The sequence below is a fragment of the Bacillus sp. DTU_2020_1000418_1_SI_GHA_SEK_038 genome (assembly GCF_032341175.1).
In the GTDB taxonomy this organism is placed as follows: Bacteria; Bacillota; Bacilli; order Bacillales; family Cytobacillaceae; genus Cytobacillus.
In genome coordinates this window covers 1,678,256-1,702,679 of the sequence record NZ_CP135435.1, presented here as the reverse complement: position 1 = coordinate 1,702,679, position 24,424 = coordinate 1,678,256, and the positions used below count along the sequence as shown (strand labels likewise).

The 24,424-nt window shown below is 36.0% G+C and carries 29 protein-coding genes; 7 read left to right on the top strand and 22 right to left on the bottom strand.

Features of this window, described 5'->3' with window-relative positions:
• Positions 1-6: 6 nt before the first annotated feature.
• Entirely contained in the window at positions 7-243 is a 237-nt protein-coding gene (locus RRV45_RS08440; RefSeq protein WP_315668372.1) for a YkuJ family protein, read from the bottom strand.
• Between the two features lie 89 nt (positions 244-332).
• Positions 333-494, bottom strand: coding sequence for a hypothetical protein (locus tag RRV45_RS08435; protein WP_315668371.1), 162 nt, complete (start codon positions 492-494; stop codon positions 333-335).
• Between the two features lie 57 nt (positions 495-551).
• Here RRV45_RS08435 and RRV45_RS08430 point away from each other — a divergent pair, with 57 nt between their 5' ends.
• A complete protein-coding gene (locus RRV45_RS08430) occupies positions 552-764 on the top strand; it encodes a glutaredoxin family protein (RefSeq protein WP_315668370.1) in 213 nt (70 codons plus the stop codon).
• Positions 765-813: 49 nt separating this feature from the next.
• Here RRV45_RS08430 and RRV45_RS08425 read toward each other — a convergent pair whose 3' ends face one another.
• The 9 genes from RRV45_RS08425 to fadH all read right to left on the bottom strand — a co-directional run bounded on the left by RRV45_RS08425 (position 814) and on the right by fadH (position 9,511).
• A complete protein-coding gene (locus RRV45_RS08425; RefSeq protein WP_315668369.1) occupies positions 814-1,470 on the bottom strand; it encodes a DUF3993 domain-containing protein in 657 nt (218 codons plus the stop codon).
• 229 nt (positions 1,471-1,699) lie between these two features.
• Complete coding sequence (locus RRV45_RS08420) at positions 1,700-2,257, bottom strand: hypothetical protein (protein WP_315668368.1); 558 nt, start codon at positions 2,255-2,257, stop codon at positions 1,700-1,702.
• A gap of 3 nt (positions 2,258-2,260) precedes the next feature.
• Positions 2,261-2,893, bottom strand: a complete 633-nt coding sequence (locus RRV45_RS08415) for an SCO family protein (protein WP_315668367.1) — start codon at positions 2,891-2,893, stop codon at positions 2,261-2,263.
• Positions 2,894-3,295: 402 nt separating this feature from the next.
• Positions 3,296-4,993, bottom strand: a complete 1,698-nt coding sequence (locus RRV45_RS08410) for a cbb3-type cytochrome c oxidase subunit I (protein ID WP_315668366.1) — start codon at positions 4,991-4,993, stop codon at positions 3,296-3,298.
• A 14-nt stretch (positions 4,994-5,007) separates the two neighbouring features.
• Entirely contained in the window at positions 5,008-5,472 is a 465-nt protein-coding gene (locus tag RRV45_RS08405; protein ID WP_315668365.1) for a cytochrome c oxidase subunit II, read from the bottom strand.
• A gap of 9 nt (positions 5,473-5,481) precedes the next feature.
• Positions 5,482-5,622 carry a cytochrome c oxidase subunit 2A gene (locus RRV45_RS08400; RefSeq protein ID WP_315668364.1) on the bottom strand — a complete coding sequence of 47 codons (141 nt, stop codon included), beginning with the start codon at positions 5,620-5,622 and terminating at the stop codon, positions 5,482-5,484.
• Between the two features lie 174 nt (positions 5,623-5,796).
• Complete coding sequence (locus tag RRV45_RS08395) at positions 5,797-7,014, bottom strand: EAL domain-containing protein (protein WP_315668363.1); 1,218 nt, start codon at positions 7,012-7,014, stop codon at positions 5,797-5,799.
• Positions 7,015-7,178: 164 nt separating this feature from the next.
• Positions 7,179-8,594, bottom strand: coding sequence for an aspartate ammonia-lyase (gene aspA / locus RRV45_RS08390; RefSeq protein ID WP_315668362.1), 1,416 nt, complete (start codon positions 8,592-8,594; stop codon positions 7,179-7,181).
• Between the two features lie 152 nt (positions 8,595-8,746).
• A complete protein-coding gene (fadH, locus tag RRV45_RS08385; protein ID WP_315668361.1) occupies positions 8,747-9,511 on the bottom strand; it encodes a 2,4-dienoyl-CoA reductase in 765 nt (254 codons plus the stop codon).
• A 205-nt stretch (positions 9,512-9,716) separates the two neighbouring features.
• On the opposite strand from fadH, the gene RRV45_RS08380 reads away from it, so the two are divergent.
• Positions 9,717-10,583, top strand: coding sequence for a metallophosphoesterase (locus RRV45_RS08380; RefSeq protein WP_315668360.1), 867 nt, complete (start codon positions 9,717-9,719; stop codon positions 10,581-10,583).
• A 31-nt stretch (positions 10,584-10,614) separates the two neighbouring features.
• Here RRV45_RS08380 and RRV45_RS08375 read toward each other — a convergent pair whose 3' ends face one another.
• Positions 10,615-12,723 carry an EAL domain-containing protein gene (locus tag RRV45_RS08375; RefSeq protein WP_315668359.1) on the bottom strand — a complete coding sequence of 703 codons (2,109 nt, stop codon included), beginning with the start codon at positions 12,721-12,723 and terminating at the stop codon, positions 10,615-10,617.
• A 576-nt stretch (positions 12,724-13,299) separates the two neighbouring features.
• On the opposite strand from RRV45_RS08375, the gene RRV45_RS08370 reads away from it, so the two are divergent.
• Positions 13,300-13,770: a YkyB family protein gene (locus tag RRV45_RS08370; RefSeq protein WP_315668358.1), complete on the top strand. Its 471-nt coding sequence runs from the start codon at positions 13,300-13,302 to the stop codon at positions 13,768-13,770.
• A 52-nt stretch (positions 13,771-13,822) separates the two neighbouring features.
• On the opposite strand, the gene RRV45_RS08365 is transcribed toward RRV45_RS08370, so the two are convergent.
• From RRV45_RS08365 to RRV45_RS08330, 8 genes are all read right to left on the bottom strand, one after another.
• Positions 13,823-14,728 carry a chemotaxis protein gene (locus tag RRV45_RS08365; RefSeq protein ID WP_315668357.1) on the bottom strand — a complete coding sequence of 302 codons (906 nt, stop codon included), beginning with the start codon at positions 14,726-14,728 and terminating at the stop codon, positions 13,823-13,825.
• Between the two features lie 173 nt (positions 14,729-14,901).
• The gene (locus tag RRV45_RS08360) at positions 14,902-15,426 is read right to left on the bottom strand and encodes an RDD family protein (RefSeq protein ID WP_315668356.1); all 525 of its coding nucleotides are present in this window, start codon (positions 15,424-15,426) and stop codon (positions 14,902-14,904) included.
• A gap of 170 nt (positions 15,427-15,596) precedes the next feature.
• A complete protein-coding gene (locus RRV45_RS08355; protein WP_315668355.1) occupies positions 15,597-15,773 on the bottom strand; it encodes a hypothetical protein in 177 nt (58 codons plus the stop codon).
• A gap of 62 nt (positions 15,774-15,835) precedes the next feature.
• Positions 15,836-16,714, bottom strand: coding sequence for an NAD(P)-dependent oxidoreductase (locus RRV45_RS08350; protein WP_315668354.1), 879 nt, complete (start codon positions 16,712-16,714; stop codon positions 15,836-15,838).
• A 259-nt stretch (positions 16,715-16,973) separates the two neighbouring features.
• On the bottom strand, positions 16,974-17,438 hold the full coding sequence (locus RRV45_RS08345) for a hypothetical protein (protein ID WP_315668353.1): 465 nt from the start codon (positions 17,436-17,438) through the stop codon (positions 16,974-16,976).
• 136 nt (positions 17,439-17,574) lie between these two features.
• Positions 17,575-17,799 carry a hypothetical protein gene (locus RRV45_RS08340; protein WP_315668352.1) on the bottom strand — a complete coding sequence of 75 codons (225 nt, stop codon included), beginning with the start codon at positions 17,797-17,799 and terminating at the stop codon, positions 17,575-17,577.
• A 124-nt stretch (positions 17,800-17,923) separates the two neighbouring features.
• Positions 17,924-18,301, bottom strand: coding sequence for a cytochrome-c oxidase (locus tag RRV45_RS08335; protein ID WP_315668351.1), 378 nt, complete (start codon positions 18,299-18,301; stop codon positions 17,924-17,926).
• A gap of 167 nt (positions 18,302-18,468) precedes the next feature.
• Positions 18,469-18,666, bottom strand: coding sequence for a hypothetical protein (locus RRV45_RS08330; protein ID WP_410489344.1), 198 nt, complete (start codon positions 18,664-18,666; stop codon positions 18,469-18,471).
• 251 nt (positions 18,667-18,917) lie between these two features.
• Here RRV45_RS08330 and RRV45_RS08325 point away from each other — a divergent pair, with 251 nt between their 5' ends.
• A complete protein-coding gene (locus RRV45_RS08325) occupies positions 18,918-19,106 on the top strand; it encodes a YkvS family protein (RefSeq protein WP_315668350.1) in 189 nt (62 codons plus the stop codon).
• 94 nt (positions 19,107-19,200) lie between these two features.
• Here RRV45_RS08325 and RRV45_RS08320 read toward each other — a convergent pair whose 3' ends face one another.
• The gene (locus RRV45_RS08320; protein WP_315668349.1) at positions 19,201-19,311 is read right to left on the bottom strand and encodes a DUF6254 family protein; all 111 of its coding nucleotides are present in this window, start codon (positions 19,309-19,311) and stop codon (positions 19,201-19,203) included.
• Between the two features lie 143 nt (positions 19,312-19,454).
• On the opposite strand from RRV45_RS08320, the gene RRV45_RS08315 reads away from it, so the two are divergent.
• Complete coding sequence (locus RRV45_RS08315; protein WP_315668348.1) at positions 19,455-20,066, top strand: CPBP family intramembrane glutamic endopeptidase; 612 nt, start codon at positions 19,455-19,457, stop codon at positions 20,064-20,066.
• A 146-nt stretch (positions 20,067-20,212) separates the two neighbouring features.
• Positions 20,213-20,902: a hypothetical protein gene (locus tag RRV45_RS08310; protein ID WP_315668347.1), complete on the top strand. Its 690-nt coding sequence runs from the start codon at positions 20,213-20,215 to the stop codon at positions 20,900-20,902.
• A gap of 129 nt (positions 20,903-21,031) precedes the next feature.
• Here RRV45_RS08310 and RRV45_RS08305 read toward each other — a convergent pair whose 3' ends face one another.
• The gene (locus RRV45_RS08305) at positions 21,032-22,072 is read right to left on the bottom strand and encodes a YkvI family membrane protein (protein ID WP_315668346.1); all 1,041 of its coding nucleotides are present in this window, start codon (positions 22,070-22,072) and stop codon (positions 21,032-21,034) included.
• A gap of 197 nt (positions 22,073-22,269) precedes the next feature.
• On the opposite strand from RRV45_RS08305, the gene RRV45_RS08300 reads away from it, so the two are divergent.
• A complete protein-coding gene (locus RRV45_RS08300) occupies positions 22,270-24,414 on the top strand; it encodes an ATP-dependent Clp protease ATP-binding subunit (protein ID WP_315668345.1) in 2,145 nt (714 codons plus the stop codon).
• Positions 24,415-24,424: the final 10 nt, after the last annotated feature.

Here is a 24,424-nt window from a genome sequence, read left to right as displayed (position 1 = left end):
GATGGTTTATTGAATTAGATCAAAAATTTCAATCGTAATCATATCAATATTATCAAATTGATACCTTTTAGGTTTTTCCTTTTCATTATAGACCTCCAGCTCAAACATTTCACTCTTTGGCTGGTAGGTTACCTGACATTTTCGTTCGCCGTTCACCTCAAAAAAACGTTGCATTGGCTCTCCGCCTGTTGATTGTTCCTGTAAGTTTTTTAAACGTGTTAATATCCCTTGAAGCTGTGACATGCTCCCTCTCCTTTCACAAAAACCTTAAACATTATATTTAGGTTTCTCTTTTGGCATGTTTCTATCCTAAATAACTAAATTTCGAAAATTCAGGTCTCATTCCTCTTCATACCAATATTAACAGCATAAATTAATGTAAGCTGATTGTACAATAAAAAAATATTATTTTTCTCTTTTTTCTTTTGGGAAACGGCTAAATTAAGTGTTAAAGGCAATGAACTGAATGTCATCATTATTGTTTCAAGCTTCATTGATTGAAATTCTCCTGTCTTTTACACTAATATAGAAATGAAAGTGAGGGAGCCTTAATGAAAGAAATTACCATTTATACACAGCCGGATTGCCCGCCTTGTGAAATAACGAAAAGATTTTTAAGTGAATACAGCTTTTCTTTTACCACAAAAGATATTAAAAAAGATCAAAAGGCAAGAAATGAATTAATCAATAAATACCAATCATTTTCTACTCCAACTATCGTAATTGGAGAAGAAGTTATCACCGGTTTTGATTTAGAAAGGTAAAAAGAGATACTAGAGATTAAAGAATAACTACTTATTTCTGTTAAATTGCTCATTTTCCACTTATAAAAGTTGAGCAATAACCGCCATATTTAATTAAAAACTCTAATGGATTCATGCATAAGCCAACCTGGAATGATGACTGGACTATTTTCTGATAATAGGCTTCACGATCTATGCTGGTTGAGTGTGAGTCCTTTTGCTTCTTCTCTGGATGCATTACCTGCTCGGGAATATTATTATAAAGAAATTCAGCTATTCTCCATCCATCAACAGTGTATGCTAATAACAATCCTTCATAATGGCTCTCATAAGAAACAGGACCTTCATCCATCTCAGGGAAAAACTCAAAAAGGTACATTTCATTTTCCTGAGAGACAAGCTTCGTATCATCAGTATAGGTAAAGTAGGGAATATAATAAAATGGAAAATCAGTTCCATATGTAATAAATAAACCATTTTCAGAGAAAAGGTTTTCTTCTAAAAAAATTCCTTTTGCTTCTTCAGTAAAATATGGCGACAGTATTTTATCAATTTCATCCATTGCCCTAGGTTTTTCTCCAAGTGATAGTTGAGCATGATAGGCAGCTTGTACAAATTCAAAGACATCATCACGGTTGGATAAAGTCTCCTCTGCTTTCGTTAATGCCGGAAAAGTGAAAGTTATCGCAACAATTATTGGAAAAATTTTAATGAATAGCTTGTTCATTCTGTCATCCCCTTCATTTCTTAATAATTCTCATTTTATCAACAAACAAAGGGATAGAACGATAGTTTTATTCGTAAAATAACTGCAGATTCTGACAGGAAAAAGCTTTAAAACACTAAAAGCCCCTTCATTAGACAAAAAACACCCAAAACCCAAAGCTGTAAAAATGCACTTGGATTATGGGTATCTTTTACAATGGTTTACAAAAATGAATTCCACCTTCTTCCTTCTATTCATATTGCGAAGGATCAACAAAATGTTTGTACACCAAATAAATTAACAGTGCAATTGCAGTCGTCAAAAACCCCCAACCAAGGGTTAATTGTTCAATTAATAAATAATTGTTGCATAATTGGTCAGGTGACCAAATATATAAAAATCCCATCCCAAAATACTTAATCGTAAAAATGATAATAATGACGTTTTTTCCTGTCGAACTGAGCTTTTTCCAACTATCTCTAAGTGGAACTCCCGCCAAGAAAGGTAAACTGATAAATTTAAAAATCTCTACACTTTGTAACGTCAAGGCCTCATCCATTGTCCTTGGTATTGTCCAATATATAACAATGATCATAAATAAAATAATTCCCGGTATACCATTGCTATTCCATTTTTCGAAAAAACGCGGAAATCGGATTAGAAAAAAGCGTGCCATAAAAAATCCTGAGATAACAAGCAACGGCATTTGCATATGCATATGCGTAATCATAATTGACTCCACTAAATTAGCAACAGGGGGAAGCATTAGGAAAATATATAACAGAAAGGCATAGAAAACTTGTGTCATAAATTACACCCCCGCTTCATTTTCAAGAATGCTTGTTACCTTTGCAGCAGCTTCTTCAATCTCCGTATAATCCATAACATCGATTAAACGGCCTTTTTTATCAACTAAATAAAATGCTGAATTATGTGTGAAATTCCCAAGCCCATCAGGAATTACTATTACGCCAAACTTCTCCAGCAAAGAGTCTAATTCAGCCTGATTAGGTATTCTCGCCATCCTCCAAGTTTCCCCATCGCTATTAAAAGCCTCTCTGTATGTTTCTAATGTCGCTGGGTCATCTCTAGTCGGATCAAAGCTAATACTCAAAAAAACAATGTCTTCTCCAATATATTTTCTTGGCAGCAAATCATAAACTTGAGCCATATTCATTTCTAATTGAGGGCAGACAGTCGCACAGGATGTATAAAGAAATGTAATGAATATATACTTATCTTCAAACTCAGAAATCGGATATTTCCGTCCTTTGTTATCCTCTAAAGTGACATCAGGGAATACGGGCTTTTCCTCCATCAGCTGATTCACTCTCGCGGTTTCTGCCGTAAATGCTCGGAATCCATCTGTCGCTATAAAAAACAACACACAGCCAAACAATAATACAAGGATGGTAGCAATTGTATTATGCCGGTTTTTGATCACGGAAATCACTTCCCAAATCATTATTTTGCTTTTGTTTGATTTTTATAAAAAAGAGATAGCCCTATCTTCGAGCTATCTCAATTGTCAATCAATGTCCAGCTGCAGCGGCTAGCCCCGATGTACAGGACGTACTAGTGTCGACAATGCGACAGGACAAGGAAAGCTACTTCAGCGACACATCGCACGACCAAAAGCGGAGCTTTTGGGAGGACGTCGCGTTTTGTCGACCTCGAGGTGGACTTGTCGGGGCTGAACGAGCCGCCTCCGCTTTTCGTTCTGTCTAGCTCCAGCGCCTACCCCCTCGAGGTCACAAGCCGATCCTCCCAGAAAGGTAAAGAACACCTTTCCGGAAGGCCCGTCTTGTGCTTGTCGGGGGTGAGCAAGGCGCCTCCGCTTTTCTATTTACCAAGTCTTAAATGGCGGTGAACCTGGTGGTGCATTTACAATCATATCAGTCAGTGGCAATACATATGCCATAGCAACAACTATGATCATAACTACAACCCAAACTCCCCAGCGCTCGGTCATATAAGGAGTTTTAGATTCTCCTTCTTCCACTTCAGCAATTGGGAATTCTGTTTCACCTTTAGGAGCAAAGAACATTAAATTAAATACTGCATACACCTGAATAATTACTGCGACCATTAGGAGTGATGCACCAATACCTACCGCAGTCATATATGGATCCCAGCCTAACGTTGCTGAGAAGTCGCCATAAGTTGTAAATGACGTTCTTCTTGGTGAACCAAATAATCCAACAGTGTGCATTGAAAAGGACATAATTACCATACCAATTGTCCAAATAATCGTTTGAATAACACCTAATTTATTCATTTGCGGTGTTAATACTCGTTTTGAAATATATGGGACTAACCAATAACTAATTCCAAAGAATGTCATAACTACGGACATACCTAATGTTAAATGGAAGTGGCCAACAACCCACATTGTATTATGAACAACTTGGTCTAATTGGTTCGTACTTTGAACAATACCGCCTGCTCCTGCTGGTGCAAAGGCAGCCATTGCGATAAATGGAGCTAAGAAACGAACATCTCCCCATGGAAGCTTTTTAAACCAACCTAAAAGTCCTTTTCCGCCTTTTCTTCTACCAGTACGCTCAAATACCGCAAACATTGCGTAAGCAGTCATTAGAGAAGGGAAACCAATTGCTAAACTCATGAATACGTGCATGAATTTAACTGGTTCTGAAATACTTGGGTCTACGATTTGATGGTGGAATCCACCAGTAATATTCATAATAACTAATGCAATTACTACAACACGAGTTAAATAGTCATTAAAACGTGTTCCTCCAATTACTTTTGGTACAATGACGTACCATGCTGAAACTGCTGTTAAATACCAAATATTAACTGCCGTATGTCCAAATGCCCAGAATAGTGTACGAGCAACCATAACATTGATTGTATCAACCCATCCTAGAGACCATGGAATAATCATAAATAGTACTTCAACCGCAACAAAAGCAGTTGCGCCGACTAATAATACAAATACACCAGTAGCAAAGAATGCTAGAATTGGAACATGCTGCCCTTTGTTCATCTTTCTCCAGTGCGCAACATTGATAAATGCTCCAGCTGAAAGCATCCACACACCTAATACGATAAACACTAAACCAAAGTAAAAGACTGGATGAGCTGCCATTGGTGGATAGAAGGTAAACATAACCGATGCTTCATTCATTACGATTGGTATAACTACTAACACAAAACCGAATATCTTCATCCAAAAACCTATCCAAGCCATCTTTCTAACTTTTGGAAGAAGACCGCCTAATGTATGTGAAAGTCCTGCATAAAAATACCCAATTGTAAAGAAAGCTGATAGCACGACAATTAGAAGTAAACCGTGTGCTGTTAATACTTGATAATAATTAAACCATGTTGGTAATTCTAAAAGACCAGCACGATTTAACCCTTGCAATAACCCTAACAATCCGCCAAGAAGTAACGCTATAAATGCAACAGATAGATATGATTTCGATATTCTAGCGTCCTCTAAGCTTATACCAAGCACTTTATTTGCTTTTTCTTTAAAAACTGTTGATTTTCCCTTTTGTTGAATGACCGATTCCACTATACTTCCCCCCTTTATTTAACTGTAATGGTAGTACTCATTAATTGGTGTCCAGCACCACAGTATTCATTACATAGCACTAAATAATCACCCGGTTTATCAAATTTTTGTGTTATCTTTTGAATATGTCCAGGCATGACCATCGCATTAATATTCGTATTTGCAACTTGGAATCCGTGTACAACGTCTTTAGACGTCATTGTGAAATGAACGGTTGATCCTGCAGGTATTTCAATATTGCTAGGAGTAAAACTAAATATTTGTAAAGTCATGACTACTTCATATTCATTTTCACCAATTTTTTTAATACCAGGCTGATCAAAAGGTGCTGTTTCGTCTACCTTTTGCGGGTCAATTTGTTCATTATGACTTGGTGGTGCCATTCCTAAAGCAAATCCTTGATAACCAGTAATAAGCATGAAGCCCATAATCATTCCAAAACTCAATGTCAGCCAAATTTTTTCTCCACGATGCATCATTTTCCCCCCCTATACTCTAGTCATATATAAACCAAATAGTACAAAATAAGTAATCAGAATGACTGCCCCGACTAAGGTTACAGAAAAGGCTGTACCTTTCTGTGAATGCTCTTCTACCTTTGATTTATTATCTTGTTTTGTGGCTCCCATCTGAACACTACCTCCTTTTGTTCTTTATAGTTACATAATAATTGCGAAAGGTTCTCATTGAAGTGAAGTGAATCACACCTATCAAATACGCGCAAAATTTTAAATAATATGTATCTCTTTCAGACAAAATTTAGACAAAAAAGGCCCCCTTTGAGGAGGCCTTGGTATTCTATATTAGAGTAATCCTTCATTTTCATAAAGGAAATCATATGAAAGATCAATAAATATATAATCAATCGCATTTAACGGATACGAAAATGTACGGATTGTTTCCCCTGTCTCCATATCCCTGTATAAATCAGATAAAATACCTCGCTTTTCCTTTTTCATTTTCAAAATATTCTCGAAAAAATAAGGTCGCCAGCTCCAGTTTTTATGCAGGTATTCTGGCTGAAGCAACCAATTATTATCTTCCTTAAAGATATTGGCTGATTTCTGAATTCCATTTTCATCACATACATATAAGCGAAAAGCGACATCTGTTAAAGATATAGAAAGTTCCTTTATTAAATCCTCATATTCGAGCATTCTGCGATTTTTTGTTTGGAGAAACTGAGTAAGCCTTTCGTTAAACTTCTCTGTAACATTATACAATTCTTCGAGTTTTTTCTTTTCGTAAGAGATAAATTCATGCCATTTTTCCTTTAATTTATCCTTTTTAATATCGCGTTCTACAAATTCCTCTGATGGTTTTTGTAAATAATAGCCCTGGTAATATCTCCCCCCATTTCTCCACGCGAATTGAAGCTGATAAACCATTTCAATATTTTTAAAAAGCAAAGTGGCCCCAATTTTTCGCGCTAATAAAGAAATAGAAAGTAAGATATCATGTAATATATGGGCAGAAGCAGTAGACCGAAGCTCATTTAAATCAACCTTTAAAATATTCGGTGAGATTTGCCCAATTCTATCTAAATGGCTTCTCTCATTCCCCATATTATCAATGGCAATCTTGATGTCATAAGTCCGAATATAATTTAATAGATGGTCTAAATGCTCTACATCCCCCTTGTAGACACGCTCAGTCGATTCTAGTACGATCCGGTTTAGTTTTATCCCCTTCTCTTGATATTCAAACAAAATGGACAGAAAAGATTCAGCATTATCAAACATTAATAAATCTGCATCTTTATTAATAAAAAGAAGAATATCATCCTCTAATAAAAGTGCTTTCTCTAACGCCTTTCTTAAGACGGTATGATCGATTTCCAGCCTATATTCTTCAGGTATGCTTTCATCTAGAAAAATAGGGCCTAAGCTTACAACCCCATTTTCTCCTTTATATCTTCCTAATATCTCATAACCTGTGACTCTTAGTTCATCGGCACTAAATATCGGTTGAAAATATGGAAATACATGATCCAAATCCGTTAATATTTCTAGGGCATCCATTTTCATACCCTCCAGTATTAAATTTATCAAATACTTTTCAATAAAGTGAAACTTCAATCAGCGGGAATCTAACAACCCGTTAATCTGCGATAAATGGACAAAAATACCGATAATCCTATCGGTATTTTCGTCCATAAATTAATTACATTATATTGGCAACAACATTACTTATCAAGTAAAGATGCACCAGAGATTCCAGGCTTTGTCATTTCATATGGATCTAGAATCAGATCTAATTCTTCTTCACTTAGCACATCATATTGCAGGCATAATTCACGAATGGATTTCCCATTTACAATTGACTCTCTGGCAATTTCGGAAGCGACATTATATCCGATATGCGGATTGACAGCAGTTAATAATCCTACGCTTTTTTCCACATACTCTTTAAGTCGGTCAGCATTAGCTGTTATTCCTGATACACAGAAGTCAGTAAATACACGGAAGCCATTATTCATGATTGAGATGGATTGGAGCAGATTAAATAATAGTACTGGCTCCATAACATTCAACTCAAATTGGCCCGCTTCAGAGGCAAGAGAAATTGTATGGTCATTGCCAATTACTTGGAAAGCAATTTGGTTAAGGACTTCCGGCATCACCGGATTTACTTTTCCTGGCATAATTGATGAACCAGGCTGACGGGCTGGCAAGTTAATTTCATATAAACCCGCTCTCGGACCTGAAGCCATTAATCTCAGGTCATTAGCGATTTTTGACATGTTCACCATACAGATTTTAAGGGCTGCTGATACCTCTACATAGGTATCCGTGTTTTGTGTAGCGTCAACAAGATTGCTGGCTGGTTTTACAGGGATGCCAGAAATCTCAGCTAAATACTGAACAACTTTTTCAATATAAAGTGGATCAGCATTGAGCCCGGTTCCTACAGCAGTCGCTCCCATATTTACTTCTAATAAAGCTTCCTTTGATCTTTCGATTCTTTTAATATCTCGTTCAATTACATTCGTATAAGCCCTAAATTCCTGCCCAAGACGAATAGGAACTGCATCCTGCAAATGAGTCCTTCCCATCTTAATAACAGAATCAAATTCGATCGCCTTTTGATTAAAAGCTTCCTTCATTTCATTCATGGTAGTTAACAAAGTTTCTAGTGCTCTATAAACAGAAAGATGAATTGCTGTTGGAAAGGCATCGTTTGTGGATTGGGCCATATTAACATCAATATTTGGATTCAAATGAAAATATTCACCCTTTTCTTTCCCCAAAAGCTCTAATCCTCTATTTGCGATAACTTCGTTCGCATTCATATTAATGGAAGTTCCCGCTCCGCCTTGGATAGGATCGACAATGAAGTGATCATGCCATTTACCTGAAATAATTTCATCTGCTGCTTTGCAAATTGCCTCTGCTTTTCCTTTATATAAACGCCCAATACTTGAGTTAGCAAGGGCAGCAGCTTTTTTTACAATTGCCATCGCAATAATTAAATCTTTGTCTAATTTATATCCTGTAATGGGAAAATTCTCAACAGCTCTTAATGTTTGTATTCCATAATAAGCCTCAATCGGGACATGCTTTTCTCCCAAGAAATCCTTTTCAACACGATATGTACTCACGAATAAACATCTCCTAATCAACCAAATATTGAAGAAAGGGAAGCGTCTTCTCCCCTTAAGTTTAGTATACTATATTTAAAAAGTTTTTCAGTTACTTTTACTAAAAAAAAGAACTAGCAAGGAGTGACACCTTTCTCCTGCTAGTTCTTTTTTTAGAACGGAAATTGATTTAACCATTGTCCCCCGTCCATTGTAATACATTCACCATTAATATATGCTGCATGATCAGAAAATAGAAAATAAGCTAATTCTGCAATTTCCTCAGGTTTTCCAAGTCTCCCCAATGGTACACTATTAATTGTTCTTTCTGCAGCCGCTTCTGATTCCCATAACCGCTCGGCTCCTCCAGTACGTTCAATCGGTCCGGGAGCGATTGCATTCACTCTTATTCCATATTTTCTTCCCCATTCCACAGCCAAAGTTCTTGTCATCGATAATACGCCAGCTTTCGCTGCAGCTGAATGAATGACGCCTGCACCTGCATCCCATGCATATGTGGCCACCATATTGATGATACTGCCTTTAATCCCCTTTTCGATCCAGTACTTCCCTATTTCACTAGAGCAATAGAATGTTCCATTTAAGACAATATCGATAACTGAATTCCAGCCATTTACGCTAAGTTTTTCAGCTGGACAAATAAAGTTTCCAGCAGCATTATTAATAAGATAATCGATTCTTCCAAAGGCTTTTACCGTTTCGTCTACCATATTTTTCACATGTTCTATTTCACGAACATCCATTTGAACAGTTAACACTTGTCCCGGAAATGTTTCTATTTCCAATTTCGCTTCATCAAGGCGCTCCCTTGACCTTCCAGTTATAACAACAAAAGCATTCGCCTCAGCAAAACGCTTTGCCATGTATTTGCCCATACCACTTGAACCACCTGTAACAATTACTACCTTTTCCTTCATTATATCCCCCCTAAAAAGTGAATGAACATTCATTCTCTATTTTACCACTAGTAGATTGAATTTTCTAATAAATTTTATGATCCTACAAGTTAAAGTTAAACTCTTAAATCATTTTAAATCGCTTCTTTTTAAGATAAGAGTTTGATAGTATTAGAAGGTATCAATGTATTAAAATGAAAATGAATTAGAATGGTTGGTAATATTCATGCCGAAAAAAGTTACGAGAAGGTCTTTTTTGAAAAAAGTATTCGGCTCATTATTTACAATTTCTGGTCTAGGTGCTGCAGGATATTATTATGCTGGACATATTGAGCCAAGGCTTTTAGAGATAAATAATTTTCCTATTCGTCATAAATCAATTCCAAAAAGCTTCAATCATTTCAAAATTGTTCAGTTCAGTGATACTCATTTGGGCTTTCAATATGATAGGAAGCAATTCATGACTCTTGTGCAGCAAATAAATGAGCTTAAACCAGATCTTATCTTCTTCACAGGGGATTTATTGGACGAACCCAATAAATTTACTGAAGGGGATAAGATAATCCCGCTTCTTAAAAATCTTAAAGCCCCATTTGGTAAATTTGCTATATACGGAAATCACGATCATGGAGGGTACGGATCAGATATTTATAAATCTATTGTTGAGCAGGCTGATATTATTTTGCTGCAAAACAGCCATCAGCAGGTAAAACTGCTTGATGGCAGCAGCTTATATATTATTGGAATTGATGATGCCATGTTAGGAAAGCCTGACATCAAGAAATCTTTAATTGGAGTTCCTAAAGATTCTTTTAAAATCCTCTTATCCCATGCTCCCGATTTAGCAGATGAGGCTTCACAGTATAATATCCATCTACAGCTTAGCGGTCACAGTCACGGTGGACAAGTCCAGATTCCTTTTTTAGGCGCCCTTGTAAAGCCACCTTTTGCAGAAAAATATCATGAAGGCTTTTATGAAATTGGTGATACACCATTAACACTCTATGTTAATCGCGGAATTGGGACTACCCGTCTTCCATTCCGTTTTTTATCCAAGCCTGAATTGACAGTATTTACGCTCATTAGTGAATAGAAAAAGGAAAAGCCATTTGCTTTTCCTTTTTCTATTTATTGCAGTATTCTTTAAGAAAGTCATTTTCAATCTCTTCGGCAGGAAGAGGTCTTGAAAACAAAAATCCTTGTGCTTTGTGGCAGTTGGCATTTAATAAAAATGTCGCCTGATCCGTGTTTTCTACCCCTTCAGCGATTACCTCCATCCCTAGGCTTCTCCCTAAATGGATAATAGTCGTTGTAATAGCTGCATCTTTATCATTCAGTAGTACATCCTTGACAAAAGACTGATCAATCTTTAAGACATCAATTGGAAATTGCTTTAAATAATTTAATGATGAATAGCCTGTTCCAAAATCATCGACAGATATGGAAACTCCAAGTTCCTTTAATCTTGATAGGATAGGAGCTGTATCCTTTGTATCCTGCATAGCTCCTTCTGTAATTTCAATTTCCAAAGCCATAGGACTAATTCGATATTTTTCAATAGACTTTTGAATGATCTTAAGTAAATTATGCTGTTGAAATTGTTTAGGAGAAATATTAATAGCAATTCGAAAATCCTGTTGATATTTAACTGACCAATCACGAATTTGCTTACAGGCAGTATCAATTACCCAGTTTCCAATCGGGATGATTAATCCTGTATCCTCAGCAAGTGGAATAAATTCTCCTGGAGGAATCATCCCAAGTGTGTGATTATCCCAGCGTAATAACGCCTCAAAACTAGATACTCTCATTGTTTTTAAATCAATCTGGGGCTGATAATGCAATAACAGCTCTTCCCGTTCAATCGCCTTCCGCAGAAGTGTTTCCATTTCAACAACATTTCTTAGGATTGAATTCATTTCTGTGCGATAGAATTGAAAATGAGCTTTCCCTTTTTCTTTTACCCTAAATAATGCTTCATCTGCATTTTTGATGAGCGTTTCTGCGTTATTTCCATCATTCGGATACATACTGATCCCAATACTTGGTGTAATATAGTATTCTTGCGAGCTTAAATAAAAGGATTTAGAGAATTTTGATAAAATATTCTGTGCAAATTTGCTAGCTTTATTTCTATCAATTTTAGGAAGAAGAATAATAAACTCGTCCCCACCCTGTCTATACACGGTGCAACTTTTAAATTCAGAAAGCCTGTTTGCAACTTTCTTTAATATTTCATCTCCTAAAATATGTCCAAGTGTATCATTTAAATATTTAAACCGATCCAAATCAATCGAAAGAAGGGCAAATTCATTTCCTGTCTTTTTTGCAGAAGTTATTTGCTCCTCCAAGTCGCCTAATAATGCTCTTCTATTATATAATCCTGTCAGTTGATCATGAAATGCCATATATTTTATTGTTTCTGCATTTTTAGCCTGTTCGGAGATATCACGTATTATTACATATATTCCTACAATATCTTTGTTCACAACAACTGGTGCGGTCTTAAAGTGTACCGTTAAATAATGTCCTTTTCGATGAACAAAACGGCAATCTAGTGTTTCAATCGGATAGCCATTCCTAGTTTTGTGAAAAAGCATTTTTATGTCTTCAATATCCTGTTCAGGAATTAAATCAAAAATTGATCTATTGGTCAGTTGCTTTTCTGACAAACCTGTTAATTTACTTCCTGCAGGATTGACCTCCTGTATGATGCCATTTAGATTAACTGTCAGAATTCCATCTAAATTATGGTCAACGATGGATCGGTATTTCTGTTCACTTTCAATTAATCGCTTCTTCTCTATTATTGCTGATGTTATATCTCTTGTGACTGATACAACATAGCGTACCTCGTTATTTTCATCAAACACAGGAGTCAAAAACGACTCTCCGTTCATTTTGCTTCCATCTGGAAGGATAACCTCATCTGAAAATCCAATTGTTTTTTTCTGCCTAAGAATTCTTAAATATTCTTGCTGTAATATGTAAGCAGTTTTAAACGGGAGAACTTCATCCAATGATTTCCCAATATAGTCAAGTGGCAAATTAGCATGCTCTATCCCTGGTTTATTAGCGAAAAGATAGGTGAAATTAGGACCAGGCTCTACCTTCATGATAAATACCATATCTTTAATATGTTGAAAAATAATATCTAAGATAATGCCTTCAGCCTTATTTGTAATATTAATACTATTTAATTGTGTGGTTAATAATTCCTTTATCTTTTTCATCTAATCATCCTTATACTTATTCCGTCCTTAAAAGAACTTGGTCATGTATACATCATGAGATGCCATGAATGATTTCCACATAACAATCAAATTTTAACAAAATGTCCAGATTGTTTACAAATTCCCCAATATTTTTTCATTATAATACAAAATGACAAAAAAGACATTCCTGTTTGTCATACATACTGCTGATAATATTCGAAAATTTATGTATAAATTATATTTGTTATTTATATGGGATAAGCTTTTGGCAAGGCGAAGAGAGGCCATTAATGGAAATAAGGAGAGCTAAAAAATGAAAACAGGCATGTTTAAGACTCTTAAAATCCCCCCTTTCGCCCCCTGTTTGGAGCACAGGTATTTTCCGATTTAGGTAATTGGCTAGATATCGTTCCTTTACAAGTAATAGTGGCCTATCATTGGGGACTTGATGAAGCGAGGGCCTTACAGCCCGTTAATCTGCGATAAATGACGTAATAGAGTCTACTAGGAGTTATTTTCCTATTTTATTTCATTTTTTTGAAAAAAGGGGTATAATAGCAATATACCCCTAACAAATTGAAAGGAGTCATACTATTGAACTCGGAAAAGAACGACAATCCTCATTATTTACATCCAACGGTTGAAAACCTCTCACAAGCAATCTTCACCGTTAATCGCCATGCAAAGACAGCAACGAACCCAAAGTTCCTATATAAGCTGAAACAGGATGCATTACAAAAGCTTATTAGAGAAGGTAAAGCCAATAAGGTGGGACTTCATTTCTCAGGTAATCCTAAATACAGTCAGCAGCAATCAGATGTACTTGTTGAGTGTGGAAATTATTCATTTCATTTACCGCCATCCAAAGCAGATTTCGCCCAACTGCCTCATTTAGGAAAATTAAATGACCATATTCGCAACCCAAGATCCACTCTCTCCTTAAACCAAGCGAAAAAACTTCTAATATCTTATACAGGACTTAAGGAAGCAAATGATCCACCATCACATAAAAAACGGTCATATAATAAACCCGTATTTAAAAAGCTCGGGGAAAGTTATTTTTAAAAAAAAGCTAGGTCCCTCAAAAGGGAGGCCTAGCTTTTCCTCTTTAAAATCCTTATAGAGATATCTTATCAATAAGCAGGACAAGTTCAGCTATCTCAGGCTTACTTACTTGTGCATCTGCCCCAACCATTTGCCCTTTATGGCGAAGATCATCCGTAATTAGTGAAGAAAAAATAACGACAGGTAACTTTGTTAATTCATGATTATTCTTAATTCGTTTCGTTAAATGATGCCCATCCATCTGTGGCATTTCAATATCTGTAATCACAAGCTGAACTTCGTCCACAATATTCTTTCCACTTTGAACTATGTTTTCCAAATAGTTTAGTGCATCGCGGCCGTTTTCAAAGAACTCAATATATTCGAACCCAGCCTCCTTTAACGTATCATAAAGGAGCTTGCGCAGTAATGGCGAATCCTCTGCCACAACTAGTCGTTTATTAGATCGTTCCCGTTTCCCCAGCTTTTGTACTTGCTGAACGTTTATCCCCGTTTCAGGATTAATTTCCACAACAATTTTTTCAAAGTCTAATAATAAGATCATTTCTCCATTAAGCTTAATAACCCCAATAATCTGGCTCTCAGGACCTTGATACATTTCAGATGGCTTTTCTATTTGATCCCAAGAAATTCGATGAATTTGTGTCACGCTATGTACATGGAATACGATTTTTTGCTTATTAAATTCAGCGACAATAAATTTGTCCTGCTGGGGATTCTCAGATGCAGGAAAACCTAATGCGGTAGCTACATTGACAACTGGAAGCACATCTCCCCGCAATTCAATAATGCCCTCGACATTTTTATGAGCATGGGGTACTTGAATAACAGGAACAGGGTTAATTATTTCCTTCACCTTTATTACATTGATTCCAAATTTGTTTTTCCCAATACCAAACTCAACAATTTCAAGTTCGTTTGTTCCGCTTTCCAATAATATTCCTTTTTTATGTTCCACGCAAACTTCGCCCTTCCTGTTAATAAAATGAACAATTATACCTACTACTATATCACGAATAGAAAATTTTTCTAAAAATAATTTAAAAGATTTAGTGAATAATTTTCTAATAGCTTTTGTCACTATTGAAATGCAAAAAGCAGGCTTTCTGCCTGCTCTTTGCATAAGTTTTACTATTTTTTTATGACAGTCGTACCTGCAATTAAATCATGAAGGGATTGTTTCTTTTCTGTAAAGGCAGCAATAATGAAGCCAATTAAAAGAATTCCTGATAAAAAAGACATAGCTAAATATCTGCCTAAAGCACGCCAAAAGGAAATTCTGTTTCCTTTTAAATCAGTTACCTTTAATCCAAGCAGTTTTTTTCCTACAGTTGCCTGCCATTTTGAAGCGTGTAAACCAGCAAAGTAGGCAACAGCTCCTACAATATTAATTAACAAAGATATTCCGAGTGCTCCTAAATAAGAACCAAGGAATAATAAGGCATCTTCATCTGATAGCTCAGTTGCATAGGGATCGCCCAAAAATAAATCAAGTGCCCCGGTGCCCCCAAAAAAGAGCATAAAAATAATCAAAGTAACGATTAATAATGGCACTCCTATTATGATGGAGTCAATAATATATGCTGCAAATCGAATCCAAAATCCTCCGTATTCCATCCTTTCTTCATAAGGTTGTTTATCCAAAATCGTTTCCACAGTACTACCTCCAAAACTTATTAATCAATAATGACCATCTATTATTCTAAGTGCATTTTATATTATACTCAATAATTTCTAATTTTTAACACTACTAAAAACCATTTTCTTGAATGGAATTACAGATATTAATTAGGAAAAGGTGAGCTTTTTTAAGCTCACCTTTTTTATTAACCTTTATATTTTCCATTATTTTTCGGTGCTTTTTCCTTTTTTGCTTTATCCTTATGAATCTGATTTGTGTCGGTACTTCCCATTTCATGGGCAAATTCCGTGTCTAAAACAGCTGAATCGAATCCTTTTTTATTTTTTTGCTGAGGATCATTTTTTTTCGTTTTCTTTGCCATAGAAGAACCCCCTTTTCATAACAATCAACTTTATTATTAAATAAAGAGGGTTCCTTTATTCATTACCGCTCCCAATACTTATAAAGTGCTTGTGTGCCGCGGTTTTCTTCACCGGCTTCAGCAAGCTGTACATACATTTCCTTTGCTAATGCCAAGCCTGGAGTTTTCATTCCCATTGCCTCGGCTTCTTGTAAAGCAATATTCATATCCTTAATGAAATGCTTTATATAAAAACCAGGATCGAAATTTCCGTTTATCATTCTGGGTGCCAAATTAGAAAGGGACCAGCTGCCTGCAGCACCTGTCGATATGCTTTTCAATACAGTCTCCGGGTCAAGACCAGCCTTTTCTGCATAAACGATCGCTTCACATACCCCAATCATGTTCGAGGCAATGGCAATTTGGTTACACATTTTTGTATGCTGCCCAGAACCAGCTTTTCCTTGATAGACAATATTAGTTCCCATTAAACGGAAGATTGGCTCCAAATCCATAAATGCTTCTTTATCTCCGCCAACCATGATCGAAAGCTTTGCTTCCTTCGCACCGATGTCACCCCCAGATACTGGAGCGTCAAGTGCGAAAATACCTTTTTCTCTTGCCTCTTCATATATTCGTTTCGCAAGGGTTGGTGTAGACGTTGTCATATCGATGACATATGAATTTTCTTGTCCGTTTGTAATAATTCCCTTTTCACCTAAATATACCTCAGCTACATCTGCAGGGTAGCCAACCATTGTTATAATAATATTTGCCCTTTCTGCAACATCTTTAGGAGAGTTTGTCCATTCCGCACCTTTGGCAATTAAATCTTCAGCTTTCGTTTTTGTCCGCGAATAAACAATTAATGGATATCCAGCGTTAAGCAAATGCCCTGCCATACTTTTCCCCATGACCCCAGTACCAATAAATCCTATGACCGTATTTTCACGTAACCCCATCCTTAAACTCCTCTCACAGTTTATATGTATTTATTACCAATTTCACTTCTAATTCTATTTTACTTCAAGTCTAGTTTAAAAAGCATTTTTCTTGTGTTAAAATTTAAATTCTTCCTATCATTCTATTTTTTTGTTGCTATCGTCATTTACTATGAAGATAAAAAAGGAAAAAGACTAGACCATTCAGTCTAGCCCCCCCCAAGTTTCATGCGCTTTACCATTATTCCCAATACGGCTACAAACTAAACAAAGAAAAAAATTATAACTGTGATGAAAAGTTTGTTAGAAAAGCTTTTGCAATAACCTGTTTATCATTAAAAACCTCTACCGAAACTGCATCCTCATTCATGATCATTTCTTCAATTTCAAATACATGAAGATCTTTAAGTAAAGGAATTGGATTCATAAAAATGAAGTTATCCCTATGGTTATTAACTTCAATATACGCGCCGGTAAATTTTACATCTGACCCGTAGATAATTTCACTTGTACCTAGTGCAGATGCAAGTTTTGCATTATGAATGGTTACTTTAACTTTGTAAAGCTTCTCCCCGCTTAATATTTTATCATTAATTTTAAACCGAAATTGCAGTTCATTGTTTTTTGTTAACAAGGCCTCCGCATGACTGTTTACGATCGATTGGCTGGATCCAGTTTGCTTACAGCCTGTCAGCATGAGAGAAAAAAGAATAAGCAAAAATAGAAAATAAACATGACGTTGCATCGCGTTTTCCTCCTTTTTCCTACCATAGCCTTTAACGATTAAAGATAAACCTTTTGTAAATAAAAAAACCAGCCATTGGAATAGCCGGTAAGTAAAACACTTTATCGATCGTTCTTATTAACATGCAAAAACCTCTTTAAACATAGATAAACAGCAAAATTATACCTACAGCGAAAAAAACAGTCCCAATAAGAGTCATGTCTACAGAAATCTGTTTTCCTGCATCCTCCAATTCACTTGGAATGAAAGTGTTTTCTTGGGAACCCTCGTTATTGTTGAATTGCTCTATTTTTTCCGACCACTTTTGTCCTTCTGTCCACTTGAAAAACGGTGATGATGATATTAAAGCAATCACTGTCACAAAACAACGGAATCTCCTTTTTATGCAAGGAAAATGGAACAAAAAGGATATAAAAAGAGGATCCATTTCTACAACATATTAATCGTTGAAGTGAAGCCTCTTTGTTAATTTCATTAATTTAAAGTTATCTTTCATTACCTTTTAAATTCTTTAAGATATTAAAGACAAATAACAATATACCAATCGCTGTGACGGTAGCGCCAACTGCTGTTCCTGGTATAAACGCTTCATTTTGAGTAGTGACTACAATCGCCAATGCAATCATCATAATTGGCAAGCCAAGATTATGCAGCCAAAAATGCCATTTTGCTAACTTTGATGCTGCGAGGTTCGGGAATAAATGATAAAGTATACCCGCTAATGTTAGCGATGTCCATCCAAGCAGATTAATGTGTACATGAACCGGTGTTAGGACATAAGAATGAGAGCTTGACATATAATATCCGATTAAAACACCAACTGCAAAGTATATGGACGAAATTTTTATAAGCCTGATTCCCACTTTAATTCCTCCTTCCATCAAATGTCATCTAGATGTTAAAGAATATGTGCATAAATCCCTCTTTAGACTATGAGACTAAAGTAATTTTCACCTTTTATTTGATAAGGCAAACGGAATAAAAAAGGACACTCGAGTTATCTCAAGCATCCATTTACCAACTATTCGTTTCAACTTCTAGCTCTTTCCATGTAACGATAAAGCACTGCCCCTCCGCGCTGGGCTATACCTCTAAATTGCTTAAAATCCTCTCTATTGACAAGTACATTACGTACTGGAAGAAACTCTTCCTTCGTTACATAGTATTCCGATAGTTCCCCACTCTTTAACTTTTCTAAGATTTCATGAATTTGTTCTTCCTTCATCATTCAGCACCCTTATCAGATTATTACACCTTCATAATATATGAATCTTATTATGTTTTCCACGAGAATCTCAATCCTTTATTGTGATTTATAGATTGTATGCAGAAACGATGAAAATGAAAGCGCAACCAATACTCCGAGGGAAATTTAGGGAATTTCACGAAATAATAACATATTACTTTACGAAAAATAAAAATTAGTGCAAACTGTTATTAATCTCTTAATTCAAATCTTGCAAAAAAGGGGCGAGGCTTTTGAAAAAAGCAGAAGTGGGAAATATCATTGAATTCCGTGATGGATTGCAGGGAATTGTCGAAAAGGTAAACGAAAACTCAGTAATCGTTGATCTTTCCTATATGGGAAATTATCGAGACCTTGATCTTGAACAAAGGACTGTAGTTAATCATAAAAATTATAAAGTTGTGAAGGAATCTGTGTTATGAAAACGCATACTTAACAAAAGAGAGTGTATAAAATAAAAAGCAGCTTACTACTGCTTTTTATTTTATTTTATTTTCTCTTTAAATTTATTCAATATTATTCTTTCTCTTGAGCTATCTCCTTTAGGGACTTTACTTTTCCATGGGGATTCTGATCTTGCTTTCTGACTGTCCAAGCCCGATCCTTTTCTCGCTTCGATTTTGTCACTGTATTTCCCTCCCTTCTCTTACCCTTAGGTTAAGCAATTTTCACTAATTTATATTCAAAAAAACAAAAGAAACCTTTTTTGATTACAATTATTGATTTCTTTTTGCTAAAATAGACTTGTTTGCAGAAAGGAGCTTGGACATTTGAAGAAAATAACTGCAGATTACCGTCTAATAATTGGGCTCATTATTGCTCATATGCTTATGTATTTTACTTTTCAGGATAAAGCCGTTTTCTGGTATATCTTTTCAGCTTCCCTTTTATTTTTAATCAGCCACTCTATATTAAACGAAGAATTAAAGGATGAAGTCCCGTTTGGGCTGTATCTCTTGTATGGAATCGGTTCTGGTCTCTTACTATTTGGAATTTTTTGGGCTGGATTTCATATGATTGATTTTTTAAATCTTCCCATGATGAAGGATATTTCAAAGCTGTATGGGAGGTATTCCCCATCGATGCTTTGGCATTATATTGTTCTCATCTTGATTATTATTCCCGGTGAAGAAATATTTTGGCGTGGTTTCGTTCAAACGAGAATATTAAAATACACAAATATCCCAGCAGCAATCGTAATTTCAGCAATTCTCTATGCATCTGTTCATCTATACTCAGAACAATGGATTCTTGCCTTTGCCGCTTTAGTTGCAGGACTTTTCTGGGGATGGCTATACACATGGAAAAAAAGTATGCCTTTATTAATTGTCTCACATTTAATTTTTGATTTATTCCTATTTGTTATCGTTCCATTAAAGTAAAAATGAGAACTTTTACTCATTTTCCTTAATATATTTGTACCTTTAAATAAGAAAATGATATTGTAGGAATAATTATGTAACTCCTATTTTAACTTTTCGTCTAATTAATTACAGCAGCTTATTAGCATTTACTAGGGGGAATAACAGTGAAACATTTGAAAAAATGGATGTTTATTTTTGGATTATTAGGACTCATTCTTTCAGGATGTGGTACGAGTGAAAACAAAGATGATGATGCAAATGGGTCTAATCAAACTCAAAATGAAGAGATAAATAAGGAAAGTCAGGAAAATCAAAACACAGATACGGAGCAAGAGCCCGTTGAACAGAAGAATGATGAACAAACGAAAGAGGATGAGGGGGTTGTTCGTATTCTTGAACAAAACCTCCAATATACTTTAAATGACGAGGCTAAGGAAGAAACAGCATTCCTTAAATCAAGTGACAACCAGCCATATTCAATGTACGTCCTTCCTGAATTTGAGCTTACAGCCGAAGAGCCTAACAAAGATGTTATCTATCTAACAGAAAATGATCATATCTTTATGCGAATAGAGCTTCTTCCTGAAGACGTACAATGGGACATGATGGAAGAAAATACGAAGGCACAGCTTCAAGCAGTTGACGAAACAATTCATCCCATTGAAGTGCCGAGCGGAGATGAGTTTTTTAAAGATTCTATTGCCATGGAAGCATCAAATGGTGATGATGTCGTTACTTCCTATTTAATAAAAAATTCTGATCAGCCAATTAAATTGTCTCTATTTACAAAGAAGAATTTAGATTATAAAGATGCCTTCCTGCAAATGGGCAAGACAATTTTAAAAAATAAATAATCATTTTCACTAAGGCTGTACTATAAGGTGCCTGACTCCACAATCATACAAGCATCTAGACACTCTCTACTAATTTGAGACTAGATATTGAATCGTGGTGCCTGGCACCTTTGCTTTTAGTACGGTCCCTTATTTTACTTCAAAGGGCTTCATCCATAATAGCACGACAAAAATAATACTTATATAACCAAAGACCGGATATAAATATGATAATAATGTCCCATAGTTTATTAAACTAATAAAGTAACATGCAGTAAAAATAATACATACCGTAACTATACTAGGAACGGATATGTACTTCCTCAACTGGCGCTCAATGCCAAATACATTTCCAATGACTGAGGTGAAAATTTCCCCATAAATAATAAAAACATAAATCCAAAATAATGATGATGCAAATGTTTTCATGATCACTGCCATGGGAATATCGTATGTTTCAAGCCCAGGCAGCATAACTAATGTCAAATGACTTGAAATAAGGATAATAGTCAAAGCTCCACCACCAAGTATTCCCCCCCATTTAATGGTTTTGTCATGCTTAATTTCAGACGCAATTGGAACTAAAACAGCCTGTGCCAAGCTTAAATTCAATGCCGCATATGAAAATGGAGCTACAACAGATTTCCACCCATCTTCTGCAAAAGGTATATACAATATTTGCTCCGTAAAATTAGGAAGTCTCATTGAAATAAACAATAATAGAAAACTAAAAGCAACCATCATTGGAACGACAAAAGAATTTACAGCAAATATTCCCTTCGTCCCTAAAATCATAACGACAATGGATAGGCCGATCGTGACGAAAATCCCTGTATATTTCGATAGTCCTATTTGTTCCTCAAATACTGCCCCTGCACCAGACAACATGACTGCACATACCCCAAGCAACATGAAAAGCATCAATATATTAATGGCAGAACCAAAAAATCTACCAAATAAATATTCGTTCAATTCCTGATAGGAAGTTGCTCCAATACGTGCTGCAATCCTCATTAATTTTGAACCTAGAAAAATAAATATGTAGCCACTCATTAAGATAGAAACTAATCCAATAAATCCAAAACGGGAAAAGAACTCAACAATTTCCCTCCCTGTTGCAAAGCCTGCCCCAACAACAGTCCCTACATATACAGCAGCTATTTGAAAGGCTGCGCTCCAGTTCGTCTTCACTAGATCTCCTCCTTCTCTTCAATATATGAACCTGAGGACAAACTAAGACGAGCATTCTACGGTTATTCATAAATACTTCCAATAATTCACTAAACAAAATCCAAGATAAGCCTCTTGAAAGTCAAAGAAGGTCAAAGTATAATATAGTCAAAGATCAAATATAGTCAAAGTCAAAATATAAATAGGAGGTATTCCATATGCTTTGTCAAAAATGTCGTGATAAAGAAGCAAATGTACAATTTAAAGTAAATGTAAACGGAAATGAAAAAAACCTAATCCTTTGCCAAAGCTGCTATCAGGATGAAAAAGCAAAGATTGGTTCCTCCTTTGGACCATCTTTAAGCGGATTTTCAGGTTTTAATCAGCTTCCATTTGAGGAGCTATTTAATAATATAAACTCAGCCCAGAGTCCCAAAAATAATCCTGCTACAAAGGACGCCAAAGGAACTGGCCGCGGTGGATTTATTGACCAATTCGGCAGAAACCTAACAGGGCTTGCTAAAGCTGGACTAATTGATCCCGTGATTGGAAGGGATGAAGAGATTAACCGTGTCATTGAAATATTAAATAGAAGGAATAAAAATAACCCTGTTTTAATCGGGGAGCCTGGTGTCGGGAAAACTGCCATTGCCGAAGGATTAGCCGCCTCTATTTCAGAGGGCAAAGTTCCAAAGAAACTCCTTAATAAGGAGGTTTACTTGCTGGATGTTGCTTCACTAGTTGCTAATACCGGCATTCGCGGACAATTCGAAGAAAGAATGAAACAAATAATACATGAACTGCAAGAAAGAAAAAATATTATTCTCTTTATCGATGAAATTCATCTACTCGTTGGAGCCGGCTCAGCCGAAGGCTCTATGGATGCAGGAAATATTCTAAAACCGGCACTTGCTAGAGGGGAACTGCAATTAGTCGGTGCAACTACATTAAAGGAATACCGTCAAATTGAAAAGGATCCAGCTCTTGAACGGCGATTCCAGCCGGTACAAGTACTAGAGCCAACCGCTGACGAAGCACTCGGGATTCTAAATGGCCTTAAATCAAAGTATGAAGATTATCATGAGGTATCCTATTCAGATGACGCTTTAAAGGCTTGTGTATATTTATCAAGCCGATATATTCAAGATCGCTTCCTCCCAGATAAGGCAATAGATTTAATGGATGAAGCCGGTTCAAAAATTAATTTGAAATCAGACCTTCCTTCCTCTGATCAGATTGAAAACCGCTTGAAGGAAATTAACAAACAGAAGGAAAAAGCTCTACAAGAAGAGAACTATGAAGAAGCTGCAAAGCTTAGGGATGAAGAAATAAAATTGGAGAAGGCATTAAACGCAAATAACCATATGTCCCGTCCAATTGTTGAAATCCACCATATTCAAGAAATCATTGAGAAAAATACAGGGATTCCTGTTGGAAAACTTCTAGAAGATGACCAAATCAAGATGAAAAACATTGAATCAAATCTCTCTAAAAAAGTTATCGGCCAAAAGGACGCCGTTCTTAAGGTAGCAAAGGCAATCCGCAGAAGCCGAGCCGGTCTTAAATCAAAAAACCGTCCAATTGGTTCCTTCTTGTTTGTAGGACCAACAGGTGTCGGTAAGACAGAATTAACTAAAACACTTGCTGAAGAACTATTTGGCTCTAAAGAGGCACTGATTCGCCTTGATATGAGTGAATATATGGAGAAGCATAGTATTTCAAAAATTATCGGCTCCCCTCCAGGTTATGTTGGACATGAAGAAGCGGGTCAATTAACCGAAAAAATTCGCCTTAACCCATACAGTATTATTCTGCTAGATGAGATTGAAAAGGCACATCCTGATGTTCAGCATATATTCCTCCAAATTCTTGAGGATGGACGTTTAACAGATAGTCAGGGACGCACTGTGAGCTTTAAAGACTCCGTCATTATTATGACAAGTAATGCTGGTGTACAGCACAGGGAGATTCATGTAGGATTTGGTACGAATGAAGCGATGAAGGAAGCAAGTATTTTAGATACTCTTGGTCAGTTCTTTAAACCAGAATTCCTCAATCGTTTTGATAATATCATTGAGTTTAAGTCACTTAATAAAGAACATCTATTACAAATTGTTGAAATTATGCTCAATGATTTAAATCAAAACCTAAGTGAGCAAAACATTAAGCTTACAGTTTCCGATGATGCTAAATCAAAGCTTGCCGAGCTAGGCTATAACCCTGCTTTCGGAGCACGTCCGTTGCGAAGAGTTATTCAGGATCAGCTCGAAGATAAGCTAGCTGATTTCATCATTGATCAGCCCGGTGTGCATCAATTACAGGCAATTTTAGAAACTGATGAAATCATATTAAAAACAAAATAGCTAGCTGCTT